12 protein-coding genes are annotated in these 14,580 nt (G+C 70.0%); 7 read left to right on the top strand and 5 right to left on the bottom strand.

Features of this window, described 5'->3' with window-relative positions; translation table 11 throughout:
* The 3 genes from ACFW0G_RS36015 to ACFW0G_RS36005 all read left to right on the top strand — a co-directional run.
* A partial coding sequence (locus ACFW0G_RS36015; protein ID WP_378329963.1) for an AMP-binding protein occupies positions 1–3,690 on the top strand: 3,690 nt, incomplete at its 5' end.
* A 187-nt stretch (positions 3,691–3,877) separates the two neighbouring features.
* The gene (locus ACFW0G_RS36010) at positions 3,878–4,429 is read left to right on the top strand and encodes a hypothetical protein (RefSeq protein WP_378329962.1); all 552 of its coding nucleotides are present in this window, start codon (positions 3,878–3,880) and stop codon (positions 4,427–4,429) included.
* 39 nt (positions 4,430–4,468) lie between these two features.
* Entirely contained in the window at positions 4,469–4,894 is a 426-nt protein-coding gene (locus ACFW0G_RS36005) for a nucleoside deaminase (protein ID WP_378329961.1), read from the top strand.
* 60 nt (positions 4,895–4,954) lie between these two features.
* Here ACFW0G_RS36005 and ACFW0G_RS36000 read toward each other — a convergent pair whose 3' ends face one another.
* From ACFW0G_RS36000 to ACFW0G_RS35990, 3 genes are all read right to left on the bottom strand, one after another.
* Positions 4,955–5,086 carry a hypothetical protein gene (locus ACFW0G_RS36000; protein WP_378329960.1) on the bottom strand — a complete coding sequence of 44 codons (132 nt, stop codon included), beginning with the start codon at positions 5,084–5,086 and terminating at the stop codon, positions 4,955–4,957.
* An 18-nt stretch (positions 5,087–5,104) separates the two neighbouring features.
* Positions 5,105–7,756 carry a class IV lanthionine synthetase LanL gene (gene lanL / locus ACFW0G_RS35995; protein WP_378329959.1) on the bottom strand — a complete coding sequence of 884 codons (2,652 nt, stop codon included), beginning with the start codon at positions 7,754–7,756 and terminating at the stop codon, positions 5,105–5,107.
* Positions 7,757–7,862: 106 nt separating this feature from the next.
* Entirely contained in the window at positions 7,863–8,447 is a 585-nt protein-coding gene (locus tag ACFW0G_RS35990; RefSeq protein ID WP_378329958.1) for a TetR/AcrR family transcriptional regulator, read from the bottom strand.
* A gap of 108 nt (positions 8,448–8,555) precedes the next feature.
* On the opposite strand from ACFW0G_RS35990, the gene ACFW0G_RS35985 reads away from it, so the two are divergent.
* Together ACFW0G_RS35985 and ACFW0G_RS35980 are read left to right on the top strand one after the other, a co-directional pair.
* Complete coding sequence (locus tag ACFW0G_RS35985) at positions 8,556–10,001, top strand: MFS transporter (protein WP_378329957.1); 1,446 nt, start codon at positions 8,556–8,558, stop codon at positions 9,999–10,001.
* A gap of 163 nt (positions 10,002–10,164) precedes the next feature.
* A complete protein-coding gene (locus ACFW0G_RS35980; protein ID WP_378329956.1) occupies positions 10,165–10,554 on the top strand; it encodes a VOC family protein in 390 nt (129 codons plus the stop codon).
* Here ACFW0G_RS35980 and ACFW0G_RS35975 read toward each other — a convergent pair.
* Positions 10,545–11,282 (bottom strand): DUF2625 family protein, encoded by a 738-nt coding sequence (locus ACFW0G_RS35975; RefSeq protein ID WP_378329955.1) that lies wholly within the window; start codon positions 11,280–11,282, stop codon positions 10,545–10,547. The genes ACFW0G_RS35980 and ACFW0G_RS35975 overlap by 10 nt on opposite strands.
* Before the next feature lie 141 nt (positions 11,283–11,423).
* Positions 11,424–13,334, bottom strand: coding sequence for a beta-galactosidase (locus ACFW0G_RS35970; protein ID WP_378329954.1), 1,911 nt, complete (start codon positions 13,332–13,334; stop codon positions 11,424–11,426).
* 211 nt (positions 13,335–13,545) lie between these two features.
* On the opposite strand from ACFW0G_RS35970, the gene ACFW0G_RS35965 reads away from it, so the two are divergent.
* Positions 13,546–13,965: a hypothetical protein gene (locus ACFW0G_RS35965; protein WP_378329953.1), complete on the top strand. Its 420-nt coding sequence runs from the start codon at positions 13,546–13,548 to the stop codon at positions 13,963–13,965.
* 132 nt (positions 13,966–14,097) lie between these two features.
* Positions 14,098–14,541 carry a hypothetical protein gene (locus ACFW0G_RS35960; RefSeq protein ID WP_378329952.1) on the top strand — a complete coding sequence of 148 codons (444 nt, stop codon included), beginning with the start codon at positions 14,098–14,100 and terminating at the stop codon, positions 14,539–14,541.
* Positions 14,542–14,580: the final 39 nt, after the last annotated feature.

The raw sequence follows: 14,580 nt of genomic DNA, 5'->3' as shown, positions 1-14,580 counted from the left end.
GCCGCGATCCTGGTCACCGACGCCGCCGGGGCGGAACGGGCCGAGCGCATCGGGTATCGCGGCGCGGTGCTGCGGGTCGATCGGAAACTCGACACGACGGGCTGGCCGGTCGCCGCGCCACCCGCGCCGGAGGACCTCGCCTACATCATCTACACCTCGGGCACGACCGGGCGGCCGAAGGGGGTGATGATCCCGCATCGCGGCATCGTCAACCTCGTCGAAGCCGATCTCGCCGAGTTCGGGCTCGGCCCCGGCGACCGGGTCGCGCAGGGTTCCTCGGCGGCCTACGACTCGTCGGTCGAGGAGATCTGGCTCGCGCTGGCCTCCGGCGGCACCGTCGTGGTCGTCGACGACAGCACCGCGCGGCTCGGCCCGGACCTCGTGCCGTGGCTGCGGCGCGAGCGTGTCACCGTCCTCGCGCCGACGCCCACGCTGCTGCGCGCCACCGCTTGCCAGGACCCCGAAACAGAACTACCGGAACTGCGACTCGTCTATGTCGGGGGCGAGGCACTGCCGGAGGACGTCGCGGAGAAATGGGCGCGCGGGCGGCGGATGATGAACGGCTACGGGCCCACCGAATGCACGGTCACCTGCCTGTGGCAGGAGATCCGGCCCGGCGCGCCGATCGCCGTCGGCCGCCCGGTGCCGGGAATGCGGGCATGGGTGCTCGACGAGCAGCTCAATCCGGTCGCGCGCGGCGAAAAGGGCGAGCTGTGCATGTCCGGCCCCGGTCTCGCGCTGGGCTACTACCGCAACGCGGACCTGACCGCCCGGAAGTTCCCGGACCATCCCGCGCTCGGCCGCGTCTACCGGACCGGCGACCTCGTCCACGCCGAAGCCGATGGGACGCTCTTCTACCACGGACGCATCGACTCGCAGGTCAAGCTGCGCGGCTACCGCGTCGAACTGGAGGCGATCGAGACCTGCCTGTCCCGCTGCCCCGGGGTGGCCGGGGCGGCCTGCCGCGTTCAGGGTGAGGGCGCCGGCCAGGTCATCGCGGCGCATCTCGTGCTCACCGAACCGGAGGCCGCGCTGGACGTCGCGGGCCTGAAAGCGCGGGTGGGCAAGGAACTTCCGGCGTACATGGTGCCGACGCTGTTCGCCGGGATCGACCGGCTGCCGCGAGGCACCAGCGACAAGCTCCGCCGCGACCTGCTGCCGGTGATCGCCACCGCGGCCCGTCCGGCCGCCGAGCGGGTGGCCCCGTCCGATCCGGTCGAGGCAGTGATCGCGCAGGCCGTCGCGGAGGTGTTCTCCTCGTCGGGAGTATCGGTCGAGGCCGACTTCTTCACCGGCCTCGGCGGCAGCTCGCTCCAGGCGGCCCTGGTGATTTCCTTGCTGCGCAAGGATTCCCGCACCGAGACACTCACCGTGCGGGATCTGTACGAGACGCGCACGATCGCCGGCCTGGCCCGGCGTGCCGCCCCGCCGCCCACGAGCGATCCGATGACCACCCGGTTCCCGGTGCCCGCGAAACCCGGACATCCGATCGGCGTGACCGTGGTCCAGACGTTACTGCTGCTCGCCGAGCTGCTCGCGCTCGCGCCGGTCGGCTTCCTCGTGGTGTTCCGGCTCGTCCCGTGGCTGGCCGGCACGTTCGACCTGGTGACGCTGGTGCTGGCGGTGCCGCTGCTGTTCTTCCCGCTGCGGCTGCTGGCGACGCCGCTGGCCGTGTGGTTCGCGGTACGGGTCAAGAGGATTCTCATCGGCCGCTACCGGCCGCTGCGGGCGACGGTGTGGGGCGGGTTCGCCCTCCGGCACTGGATCGTGCGGCACGCGGTGCGGGCGATCCCGTGGCGGGCGATCGCCGGGACGGAGTTCCAGTGCATGGCGCTGCGGGCCCTCGGCGCGCGGATCGGCAGGCGGGTGCACCTCCACCGCGGCGTCGACCTCGCCCGCGGCGGCTGGGATCTGCTCGACATCGGCGACGACGTCACGCTGAGCCAGGACGCGGCGGTGCGGCTGGTGCAGTTCGACGACGGGAACCTCGTGGTCGGCCCGGTTTCGCTCGGGCACGGCGCGGTACTGGACGTCCGGGCCGGGGTCGGACCGCACACCCGCGTCGGCACCAACGCCTGGCTCGCGCCGCTGTCGTCTCTCCCCGGTAACGCGGTGATTCCCGACGGCCAGTACTGGGACGGCGTCCCCGCGAAGCCCGTCGGTCCGGCACCCCCGCCGCCGACACCGATCATCCGCGGCAGCTACCTGTCCCCGGTGGTGCACGGCCTCGTGATGATCGCGTGCCGGACACTGCTGGACTGGCTGCTCGCCATCCCCGCGACGGCGCTCGCCGTCGCGCTGATCCTGGCGTTCGACATCACCACCTACGACCGGCTCCTCGTGGTGCTGACGACGCCGCAGGCGTTCCTGCCGCTGCTGGGTACGGCGGCGGTCCTGACCTGCCTGACGCTCGTCGGCACCCTGATGCTCGAAGCGCTCGCCGCGCGGCTGCTCGGGCGGATCCGCGCGGGCACGATCAGCCGCTGGAGCCCCGGCTACGTCCGGGTCTGGCTGAAGACCGGGCTGGTCTCTTCGGCGGGGAACTGGCTTTCCGGCGGGTTGTACTGGCCGGTCTGGCTGCGCTGGGCGGGGATGAAGGTGGGGCGCGGCTGCGAGATCAGCACGATCATCGACGTCGTGCCGGAACTCGTCGAGATCGGGAAGGACACCTTCTTCGCCGACGGGATCTACCTCGGTGGCGCCCGCGTCCAGCGGGGGACCGTGGCGCTCGGGCGGGTGCGGATCTCGCCGGACACCTTCGTCGGCAACCACGCGGTGATCCGCGGCGGCCAGACCCTGCCGCCGGGCATCCTGCTCGGGGTCTGCACGGTGGCCGACCAGCGCGTGATCCGGCCGGGCAGTTCCTGGTTCGGGCATCCGCCGTTCGAGCTGCCACACCGGGAAATCGTGGCGAGCGACCGGAAAACGACCTACGAGCCCTCGGCGATCCGGTACGTCGACCGGCTGTTCTGGGAGTGGCTGCGGTTCGTCATCCCGGTGGTTCCGATGGCAATCGGCGTCGCGTGGTTCTGGGCGGTGGCCGCCGCTGCTCGCGTGCTCCCCGCGTGGCTGTTCTACTCGGTGGGCGTGGCGGCGATCACGACGGCGGCCGCGCTGTTCCCGATGCTGCTGGTGCTCTGTCTCAAGTGGACACTGCTGGGGAAGGTGCGGCCCGGTACGCACGCGCTCTGGTCGTGCTGGTGCAGCCGCTGGGACTTCCTTTACGTGGCCTGGGGACGGATCGGCGCCGGGACGATCTCGCGGCTGGAGGGCACGTTGCTGCTGCCGCTGTTCCTGCGGCGCACCGGGATGAAGATCGGCAAGCGGGTCGTCCTCGGCGACGGGTTCGCCCAGATCGTCGACCCGGACATGCTGGACATCGGGGACGGCGCGACCGTGAACGCCATGTTCCAGGCGCACACGTTCGAGGACCGCGTCCTCAAGATCGACAGGATCGTGGTCGGCGCCCACTCGACGCTCGCCGCGGCCACGGTTCCCTTGTACGGCGCGGAGATCGGCACGCGCACCCATGTCGCCGCGCACAGCGTCGTGATGAAGCACGAGGTGCTGCTGTCCGGCCTGCGGTACGAGGGGGTGCCGACCCGCAAGCAGGACGATTTCACGCCACTGCGCTACGGCCGCCACGCGCTGGGGATCCCGGCACACCGGCGGCCCGGCCGAGGCTGGTGACTGTGCGTTGCGTATTTACCAATGAGGCCGGAAGTAAGCCAACCAAAAAAAGCCGCAGGACCTGCGCAAACGCTTACTTCCGGCCGGTTTGGTATCTACCGGCACTGTACAAGATTCCGCCGGGTTCGTAGGATTTGCCCGGCCGGACGCCGGATCGTTCGCGTGCCGGCGTGTGGAGGTCTTGCTGATGGCCAACCCGGCCCCCCGTGACGCCGGTGAGCTGCCCACGGTCGCCGAACTGCTGGACCGGTCGGAGACCCGTCCGATGCCCCGGATCACGGACGACACCGTGCCGCCGGGATTCGCCCTGCCCGAGCCGGACCCGGGGGACGAGCCGCCGGACCGTGGCAGGCCCGCCTGGGCGCTGAAGTTCGCGTTCGGCGCCGGGGCCTTCGTGGTCCTCGCCGGGGCGGGCGTGGTCCTGCTCTCGCCCGGCGACGTACCGGAGGCCGGTGCGAAACCGGTGCCGCCCGCCACGTCGTCCGCACCGACGACGCCTTCGACGTCCGTCTCCGACAGCGGGATGGCGACGCTGAGCGCCTCGTCGGCCCCCACGACCGCCGCGGCGCAGCTCAACGGCACCGAGGCGCCTCCGCCGCCGGTCGAGCCGACCGGCCGTGCCGAGGAGAACGGCGGCCGCAAGCCCGCGGCCCCGCCTGCCGCCGATCCGTTCGGCGAGTACATGAGCTCGGTGATCAGCTCGATGCGCCGGGACTACAGCGAATGGCCGCGCCGCTGAATCTCGTGCCTCCGGCCGTGTCCCGGTTACGCTGATTCGATGACCCCCGACGACGAACGCTTTCTGCGCGCGGCGATCGAGCTGGCCGCGACGGCGCGCAGGCGAGGGAATCCGCCGTTCGGTTCCCTGCTCGTCGGTGAGGACGGCGCCGTCCTCGCCGAGGAACGCAACACCGCGGTCACCGACGCCGACATCACCGCGCACCCCGAACTGAAATTGGCCCGCTGGGCGGCGCGTGAACTCGACCCGGCGGCCGCGGCGGCCACCACGATGTACACCAGCTGCCAGCCGTGCGGCATGTGCGTCGGCGCGATCGAACGCTCCGGCCTCGGTCGGGTCGTTTTCGCGCTGTCCACGGAGCAGGTCACCGCGCTCAAGCCGTCGGGCGGGTTTTCGCCGGTGCCGCACGAAGGCCCGGCCCTGTACGACGAGGCGCGAGTTCCCGTGGAGGGCTACTACCGGTGAACAGTGGCGGCCCGGTATCGGGACCGGGCCGCCACTGTCCACAGTGGTCGATCCAGCCGGTCAGTCGCAGATGTGGCTGACGACCATGAAGGACGAACTGCATTCGCGACAGCAGCTCGACATCAGCTCCGGCCCGCCGTCCACGGCTTCGAGCGCGGGCAGCAGGTCCAGTTCGTTGATGTTCAGGCCCATGGTTCTCTTCCTCTCGATTCACCCGATGATCGCCGGGACGGCGTCCCGGACGGCTGAGCGCGGCGGGCCGATCAGCAGACGGTCGCCGCCGTGACGCAGGCGCAGCAGGAAGGAGAGCGGCCCGGCGAAGCCGTTGCCGAACGCCGCGACCACGTCGCCGCTCTCATCGGGGGTGAGCCAGCGTTCGCCGCGCCGCACGGCACGGGAGGCGAGACTCGTCGCGGTGTCGGTGCTCCAGTCGAGGTAACGCGCCTCGCCGAACACGTCCGCGCAGTCGAGCAGGAAGTCGCCGTCGGAGGCCAGGCCGTGGCACCACACCGGTGTCGACACCGCGTTCGCGCAGCGCACGGCGTACGCGGCCGCCTCGGCGAGTTCGGCTGCCTCGGTGTCTCCCGTTGCGGCGAAATAGCGCAGCAGGAACGTGCCGGCTCCGTTGGATCCGCTGCAGAATCCGGTCAGCCGGATCCGGTCCGCGCCTTCGTCGGCTTCGCCGCTCGGCCAGAACGCCGCGCGTCCGTCACGATCGGCGATCCCGGCGAGGGTTCGTACACAGCGCGCCGCGGCGTCGAGACCGCGTTCGTCCCCGGTGGCGGACGCCGCATCGAGCAGGAACGTGCCGATACCCGCGACGCCGTGTGCGAAGCCCCAGTGTTTCGTGCCCGCGAGGCTCGACCCGCTCGACGCGCTCCAGCTGATGACGTCGCCGTCGATGTCCGCGATGGCAAGGAGATGATCGGCGCACGCGCGGGCACGGTCGAGCAGATCCGCGCGGCCGGTCATGCGCCACAACGCGAGCAGCGCCAAGCCGGCGCCCGCCGTTCCCTGGTGGACGTCGGGAATCGGCCAGCGGATCGGCAGCCGGGCGGCCAGGTCCAGCCCGGCCGCCTCGACGTCCGGCGCGCCCAGCAGTCTGCCCGCTTCCACCAGGCTCACCGCGGTCCCGGCGCGGCCGAACAACAGTCCCGGGACGATCTTCGGCTCGCGGGGAAGCCGGTCGACGAGCCAGTCCGCGGTGGTCTCGACCAGCTCCGCGGTGTCGTAACCGGCGCGCATGGCCTGGCTCAGCACGGCGAGCACACCCGCGGCGCCGACGTGCACCGAGCACGGGTCGTGCCTGCTCCCGGCGGTGGAATTCGCCCACAGTGCGGGCCGGTCCGGGGTTGTGGTGGCCTCGAGTTCGGCGAGCATGTCCGCGATCAGCCGGTCGGGATCGGGCTGGGCGGGCGGGATGTACCGCGCCGGCCGCGGCTCGCGAAGTGCCGCTCGGACAACGGAAAGACTCGGCCGCGTGCCGGGGTCGTCAGCGAGGAGTCCACAGAGGACGGTGCGCAGCGCGGCCACCGCGGGCTGTCGCGTCGCCATCAGCTCGACCATTTCGACGATCCGGGTGCCGGGGCAGGCGGGCGGATGCACACCGCTCGCGAGGTACAGCATCGTCGCGCCGAGAGCGTAGAGGTCGACCGGGACGCCGGGAGCGGGGTTGATCAGCCGGGTCCGGCCGAGGATCTCCGGCGCGGTGTAGCCGGGCGTGGTCAGCAGCGGGCCGACTTCCCAGGCACGTAACGCCGATTCGAGGTCGATCAGCTTCAGCCGGTTTCCCGGGGTGACGAGGATGTTGTTCGGCGTGAAGTCGCCGAGCACGTACCCGGCCTCGTGCACCCGCTCCAGCAGATCGACCAGCTGGCGGGCGAGGTCCAGCACGAGTTCGGTGGCGGGGCCGAGGCTGTCGCCCTCGGTCGGGCGCAGCGCGCGGGCGGCGAACCGGCGGAGCGGGACGCCGTCGAGTTTCTCCTGGGCCACGAACAGATCCCCGTCCCAGGTGAACAGGCCGTGATAACGCGGGGCGGCATCGGACGAGCCCAGCGCCATCAGCATCCGGGCTTCCGCGCGGGCCCGGATGCGCGAGTCGGACCCGTCGGTGGCGGCTCCGGTGTGCCGCCGGAATCGTTTGAGGACAATGTCTTCGCCGGTCTCGGTGTCTTCGGCGATGTATACACCGCCCCGATTGGACTGCCGGATCGCGGTGCGGACCCGGTAGCGGTCGCCGACCAGTACGGACCCCGGTGTCCGGACGGGCTCGATCGCCGGGTGGAACGGATCCAGTGTCCACTCCGGAACGGCCTTGCCCACGCCGCGCTGATCGTCGACCGGGTTCCCGTCGGCGTCGGTGAGCGCGGCGACGTACTCGCCGCCGTCGGACAACACGAAACCAGGGTCGAAGGCGCCGTAGCGGTAGAACACCAGCGAATTCTCGCGGTATCGCCGATCGGTGAGAATCCACTGGCCCGGCAGGCCCAAGGTCACCTCGTGCAGTTCGGCCGCGATCGCCGCGGCGTGCTCGTCGTCGTCCGGGTACACCGTGATGAACTTGCCCGCCGCGGTGCGGTCCGCGTTCGGCTCGACGAGCCGGTGCAGCTCCCGCAGCGACTTGGTGAACTTGAACGCGCACCGGTGTTCCGCGAGTACTGCGATCGACCGGGAAAGCACGAGACACGCGGACAACGGCGTGGCGGACAGATGCAGCTTCCAGCCCTGCTCGCGGTGCCGGTATTCCCGTGGTAGCACGAAATGCCAGAAGTCGTCGACCTTGTGCCGCCACGAATCCGGATCGTGCCGGGCGAGTACGGCGGCGGCGCAGTCGGCGAGCAGATCGGCGTCCTCGACGGGCATCCTGACCTCATCCCAGGTCGTGGGAACACGGGTGCGATCAGTCTGTGCCGCCTTTCCCGGCGTGGGTATCACTCGTGGTGAGGCCAAAAGGGCAGAGCGGCCTGCCTCAAGGCGCGTCAGGGTGCTCCGCGGGGAGCAGGCCGCCGAGGAAACGGGTGACCGCCCAGTGGAACTCGTCGTCCTCTGTGGACGGTGCGGGTCCGGCCGGTTCGAGGTGATGGCCCATCGGATGCTTGTTGAGCAGGAAGCCGAGCAGGAGGTTGTACAGCGCCCGGTACGCGCGCAGGGCGTCGTCCGGGCGCACTCCCGCCGCGGTCAAGCAGGCGAGCTGGTGCCCGGCGAACGGCGCCGCGTTGCGGGAGACGTACTCGCCTTCGGCGATCACCTTCGCCACCCACTGGTGCGCGGACAGGAACGCGTGGAGATCGAGCCAGACCCGGATCAACCGCTCGCGGGGCGGAAGCTCGGGGTCGGCGGTGGGGAACTCGAGCGCGACGTCGTCGACCAGCAGGCCGAGCAGCTCATTCCGATCGGCGATGTGGCGGTACAGCGAGGCCTGCCCCGTCCCCAGTGCGTGCGCCAGTTCCCGCAGGGTGAGCGCGTCGAGCCCGGACGCGTCGGCGATCGCGCGCGCCTTCGTCACGATCAGCTCCCGGCTCAGCTTCGGCCGGGTACCACCTGGGGTCACCACGCGATCACCGTAGCCCACCTTCTCGACGCCGTGTCTTTATTAGGGTAGCCTTCCCTTGATGCGAACGTTGTTCGCATGGGGAGAATCGGGCGTCGAGCAGGGGATTCCATGGATGTGACAAAGGTGGCCGAGGTGTGCCGGCGGCCGGACGGAACGAGCCGGGGCACCGCGATCCTCGTCGCGATGTGTTTCGCGGTGCTGTCGTACTCGCTGATGCAGACGATGCTCGTCCCGACGATCACCACGCTGCAGCACGAGCTGCGCACCACCGCGGCGCTGACCGCGTGGGCGGTGCTGAGTGCGCCGCTGCTGGCGAGCGCGGTGCTGACTCCGCTGATCGGCAAACTCGGCGACCACCACGGCAAACGCCGGATCCTGATCGGGGTGCTCGTGGTCTATCTCGTGGGCACGCTCGGCGCGCTGGTGTCGTGGAACGTCGGCCTGCTGATCGCGTTCCGCGCGGTCCAGGGCGTCAGCCTCGGCCTGCTGCCGCTGGCGTTCGGCGTGCTCCGCGAATCCCTGCCCGCCGATCGCGTCGCTTCCGGTCTCGCGCTGGCCTCGGGATTGGTCGGTGGTTCGGCGGGGCTCGGGCTGGTCTGCGGCGGTCTGCTGGTGGACTACGTTTCGTGGCGCTGGCTGTTCGCGGTCGGCGCGGTGCTCGTCGCGGTCACCCTCGGCCTGGTACTGCGTTTCGTGCCGGAGAGCCGGGAACGGGGCGGTGGCAGGCTGGACGTCCCCGGTGTGCTGCTGCTCGCGACGAGCCTGACGGCGTTGCTGCTCGCGCTGACGCAGGGCCCGGCGCTGGGCTGGACTTCGCCTTGGGTATGGGGACTCTTCGCGGTGGCGGTGCTCGCCTTCGCCGTGTTCCTGCCGGTCGAGAAGCGCACCGCGACGCCGCTGATCGATCCGGAACTGCTGGTGCACCGCCGGATCCTGCCGACCCACCTCACCGCGGTGGCGCTCGGCGCCGCCCAGTTCGTCCTCTTCGTGCTGCTCCCCAAATTCGCCGAAACCCCGCGCGCCGGCGTGGTGGACTACGGGTTCGGGGTGAGCGTCACCGCCGTGGGCCTGATCATGCTGCCCGGCACCCTGCTCGTCCTGCCCGGCAGCTGGCTCGCCGGCCGCATCGACACCCGCGCCGGCCCACGTGTCCCGCTCGCCACCGGCCTCGGCTGTGTCGCCGCGGGTGCCGCCGCTTTGGCTTTGTGGCACGGGAAAATCTGGCAGCTGGTGGTGTTCTACGCCGTGGCCAGCGTGGGCTTCGGCCTCGTGATGGCGGTGCTGCCCCGCTTGGTGAACGCCGCCGTGGCCCCCGGCCAGATCGCCACCGCGAACGGCGTCAACACCGTGGCACGCACCGCGGGCGGTGCGGTGGGCAGCCAGCTCGGCGCGGCGATCCTCGCGTCGATGCCGATCGCGGACAGCACGATCCCGAGCGACACGGCCTACGGTTTCGCGTTCGGCGCCGCGGCCTTGGTGGCGTTGATCGGGGTGGGACTCGCCAAGGGTATCGCGGGTGAGGCCCGGCTTGGGCTTCCGGCCCGCCGGGGGTGAGGGCCGGGGTTCGGTTTCCTGGCGTGTGGCGCCTGACGCTGTGAAGGCCTCCTTACCGGCGTTAGGTGCCGGTAAGGAGGCCTTCGCTACCTCGAAATCGGTACCTTTGGCTTCAGCGCGTGGCTCGCCGTGGCGGGTTCGCTATCGACTGGGAGGGTCTGGGATGGCCAGTAAGTTCACCGAGCTCGCGATCGACTGCGCCGACCCTCAGGGCCTCGCCCGGTTCTGGTGCGAGGTGCTCGGCTACGAGGTGCGGGGCGAAGAGGACGGGCTCGTCACCATCGGCTCGTCCGCGGTGCCCGAAGGCAGAGACCGCGTCGGCCCGGTGCCGCCGACGCTGACTTTCGCGCGCGTGCCCGAGGGCAAAACCGTCAAGAACAGGCTCCACATCGACCTCAACGCGACCGACCGGGAGCAGGACGAAGAGGTCCGCCGCCTGCTCGACCTGGGTGCGAAACACGCCGATGTCGGACAGACGGGTGAGGAGAGCTGGGTGACGCTGGCCGACCCGGAAGGGAACGAGTTCTGTGTCCTCGCGGGCCGTTACCCCTGAACGGGAGCCGCGCCCAGTTCGCCGGGATGAGCGAGGCCCAGCTGGTCGCAGAAACCCGTGTGCAGATCGAGGATCTGCGTCAGCGGCGCCGGTTTGCGCGTGGTGGCGGCCATATCCTCTTGCGCTTCCTGCGACCACGGGAACGGGTACACCGTGATGCCGTCCCGCAAGCCGAGTTCGGCCACCTCCGTGCGCCAGGTCGGCCAGAGCAGGTCGTGGTAGTGCCCCGCGGCGCCGCCGTCCAGCAGCCAGGTGAGCCACTGGCTGTGCCCCATCTCCAGGTCTTCCCAGACCAGGCTGGTGGGCGAGAAGTACACGACGCTGCCGGGCGCGCCGGGCCTGCCGTGCTGTTCGTGCTCCATCCCGTTCAGCGTGAACACGCCACCGAGCACGTCGTGGGCGACGATCAGGCCCGCGGACGGTTGCCAGTCCGGTTCGACCGTTTCGGGGAACCCGTTGACCTCCGCCATACTGGGCAGTCCGGCCGGGCCGCCGCCCGACCCGCCGTAGACGCGCAGCCAGCCGTCGTGCACCAGGATGCCGCCGGTGTTCAGCGCGATCGCGCCCAGCGGCGAGCGGGCGGTCACCTGGAGCTGGAGCAACGTTGCCCGGCATTGCTCCGGATCCGGTGGCAGCACGACATAGCTGGTGAAGCTGCCGGCGAGTGCGTCGGCCAGCATCGGCCACGACGGGTAGGGCACGTCGACAAGTTCGGTGATGTCTCGCACGGCTTCGCTTCCTGGTTCGGCGTCTCGGGACGGAGCGACAGCGCTGTCCACAGTGGATAGTCATGCGCAACCGCGCCGCCCAGCGGCAGAACCTAACGCGGCGGGACGATTCGAGTAACCCCTCCTGCCCGTCGAGGCCGACTATCGTGCCCGTTCTGCCCCGGCAGCCGCGAGCGTGGCCGCGAATCCGATCGGCGAGGCAGCGGTCTGGTGCAGATCGAACACGACGAGTTCGTTGCGGCCCCGCCGCAGCCATGGCGCAGGGCAGAAGAGCCGGTGCTGCGGGCCGATCGTCCAGTAACGGCCGAGGTTGTGGCCGTTCACCCAGACCACCCCCTTGGTCCACCTCGACATGTCGACATAGGTATCGCCCAGTGCGGGCACGTCGAAGGCAAGCCGGAAGAACAGACCCGGCCTGCCGGGATCGCTGATGCGGGCGCGCAGCGTCTCGATGAACTTCGAGTCCATTGGCAGCGGGAACACTTCCCAGCCCGTCAGTTCGGCTCCGCGCAGTGAGACGGATTCGAGGATGCCCTTGCGGTCGACCAAGGCGTGGCCGAAGTTGGTGCGTCCCATACCTTCCACGGCGATGTCGAGCGTCGGTGCACCAGTCCCTGGTGGAAGGGTGAGCGGCGCGTTGTCGTTGGTGACGTTGAGCCGGGCGGCGAGGGCCGCCGGGATACCCGGGCGCGAGAAACCGCCGGTGTAGCGGCCGTCGACGAACACCGTGGCGTAGTCGTGCACCCAGCGGATGTCCAGCTTTCCGCCGGTGTAGCCGTCGAGCTTGGTGCGGTACAGGACGAAGCCGGAGTTCTGCCCGTGGGCCTCCATCGGCTGCGGTCGCGACGAGCGCAGCGGTGCCGGGAGGTTGTCCCACAGGGACGCGAAGGGTGTGGGGGTGAACGTCCTGCCCTCGGAGGTGTACGTCGGGATCGGCGCGGGGACCGGCGGAAGTGGATCGGGGACGGCACCGCCGACGATCGAGCGGTAGGCGTGGTAACGCGGTCCGGCGGCGCCTTGTTCGGTGATCGGCGCGTTGTAGTCGTAGCTGGTGATGTCCGGCTGGTAGGCGCCGGAATCGTCCCGCGCGTTGGCGCCCGCCCAGAAGCCGAAGTTGGTGCCGCCGTGGATCATGTACAGGTTGAACGACAGCCCGCCCGCCATGAAACCCTTGAGCTGCGCCGAAACGTCGCTGTCCTGGCCCGCGAACGCCGGTTCACCCCAGTGCGTGAGCCAGCCGGGATAGACCTCGCCGGCCATGGCGGGGACGTCCGGGAACGAATGCCGCGCACCCGCGATCTGCGCGGCGTCACCACCGCTGAGGCCGATGGCGCCGCCGGGGACAACGGTGTGGTTCTGCCGGACCTGTGCGAGCCCGTCCTGCGTGTAAAAGGGGCCTGGTACACCGTTCGAGATCCACAGCTGCCGGATTTCCTCGAGGTACGTGGCGTCGCTGCCGTACGAGCCGTACTCGTTCTCGACCTGGACCATCAGGATCGGCCCGCCGTTGGCGACGAGCAGCGGCCGGACGCGGCGGCTCAGCGCCTCGACGTACCGCTGCACCGCGGCGAAGTAGCGCGGGTCCTCGGAACGCCGGACCCGGAGCTTGATGTCCTTGTGGCGCAACAGGTAGGGCGGAATGCCGCCGAGATCCCATTCGGCGCAGACGTACGGGCCGGGCCGCAGCAGCACCCACATGCCCTCCGCCGCGCACAGCCGGATGAACGCGGTGACGTCGCGTCGCTCGGTCTCGAAGTCGAAGACGCCTTCGCGCTCCTCGACGTAGTTCCACATGACGTAGACCGCGATGGTGTTCATGCCCATCGCCTTCGCCATCCGGATCCGGTGCCGCCAGTATTCGACCGGGATCCGCGCCGGATGCAGTTCGCCGCTGCGGATCTGGAACGGCTTGCCGTCCAGCAGGAACGCGCTGCCGTCGGAGGCGAAGCCGAACCGGTGCCGTGCCGTTTCGTTCGCGCCGGCCGTGGTGGCGGGCAGCGCCATCGCCGCCGGGGTCAAGGCACTGAGGACCAGGAATTGACGTCGCCGCACGCTGGGCTCCTTTGCCGGGGAAAGGTCGGTTCTTGGTCCAGTCCAATCCTTGATCGAGAGTAACCCCGCCCCGTCGGACAAGGCAATGCGTGACTCGCCGGCTATGTCTACAGTGGACGATGTGAGGCGGCTCTCCCCGCTTCGGCGATTCGCGGTTCGCGATGCGGGGTACCGCCATACGAATGAACGCTTTCGCGAGGAGGTGCCGCCGATGAGGTGGAGTGTTGTTCCGGTTGTGGCCTTCGCGGCCTTTGCCGCGGTCGCTTGTTCGTCCCCGGCGGGCGATTCGGGTTCGTCGTCCGCTTCGACTCCGCCGCAGTCGAGCCCCGAAACCGATGTCGTGCGAGGCCCGGCCGCGAGCGGCGCCGACGCGCAGGTCAACATCGTGTACGCGAAGGGCGAGGTCTCGCCGCGGCCCGGGGTGCTCAAACTGCAGAAAGGTCAGCGAATCAAGATCAACGTGACCTCCGATGTGCACCAGAACATCGATGTGGCCGGGTATCCGGACAAGAGCGCGGACGTCGATCCCGGTGATCCGGAGGACATCGGGTTCACGCCGGAGCACACCGGCGACATCCCGGTGAAACTGCGCGAATCCGGCACGCTGCTCGTGACGATCAAGGTGATCTGACCGGCGATCCGTTACGCACTGCGCTTTTCAGGCGTTCCAAACTAGTCCGTTTGGTCCTGTCGTTTTTCCGGGGCACCTCATTACCCTCCAGTAAGGGTGGCGTCGATCACATCGCCGGTCCGAGGAGGCACCATGGGGTGGCGCGTGCGGCCAGTGATCGGAGACGGTCCGCGCGAGCGCAGGCTCAGACATGTCACCGCGTGCCTGACGTGCACCCTGCGCTGCGCGCACTGCGCGCTTCCGGTGCGGCTCACCGGAAAAGGCGATCACCCCGGCTACGGCGTCGTCGACGAACACGCCGTGGCCGACCTCGGCGGGCTCCCCGATCTGGGACTCCTCCACCGCTTCTGCCGGGACACCCTCGCCAGAAGCCTGACAGCCGAACTCGCCGTCCGGCGCGCGTATCTCGGGCACGTGACCGAGCTGTACGAAACGGGCGGGCGGATCCGGCGGTACGAGCGGCTGGGCGTGTGCCCGCCGCGGCCGGGAAATCCCGAGCTGTACCGGAAACGCTGGCGGGTGGCGAAGATGCGGTACGCGTGCAAGGCGTGCCGGTACTACACCGGCTCGCATTGAGCCACTCGCCGATCGCGTCACGCAGAAGAACCGCCGTGG

This window comes from Amycolatopsis sp. NPDC058986 (assembly GCF_042741125.1).
Classification (GTDB): domain Bacteria; phylum Actinomycetota; class Actinomycetes; order Mycobacteriales; family Pseudonocardiaceae; genus Amycolatopsis.
This window is presented reverse-complemented; position numbering and strand designations above follow the sequence as displayed.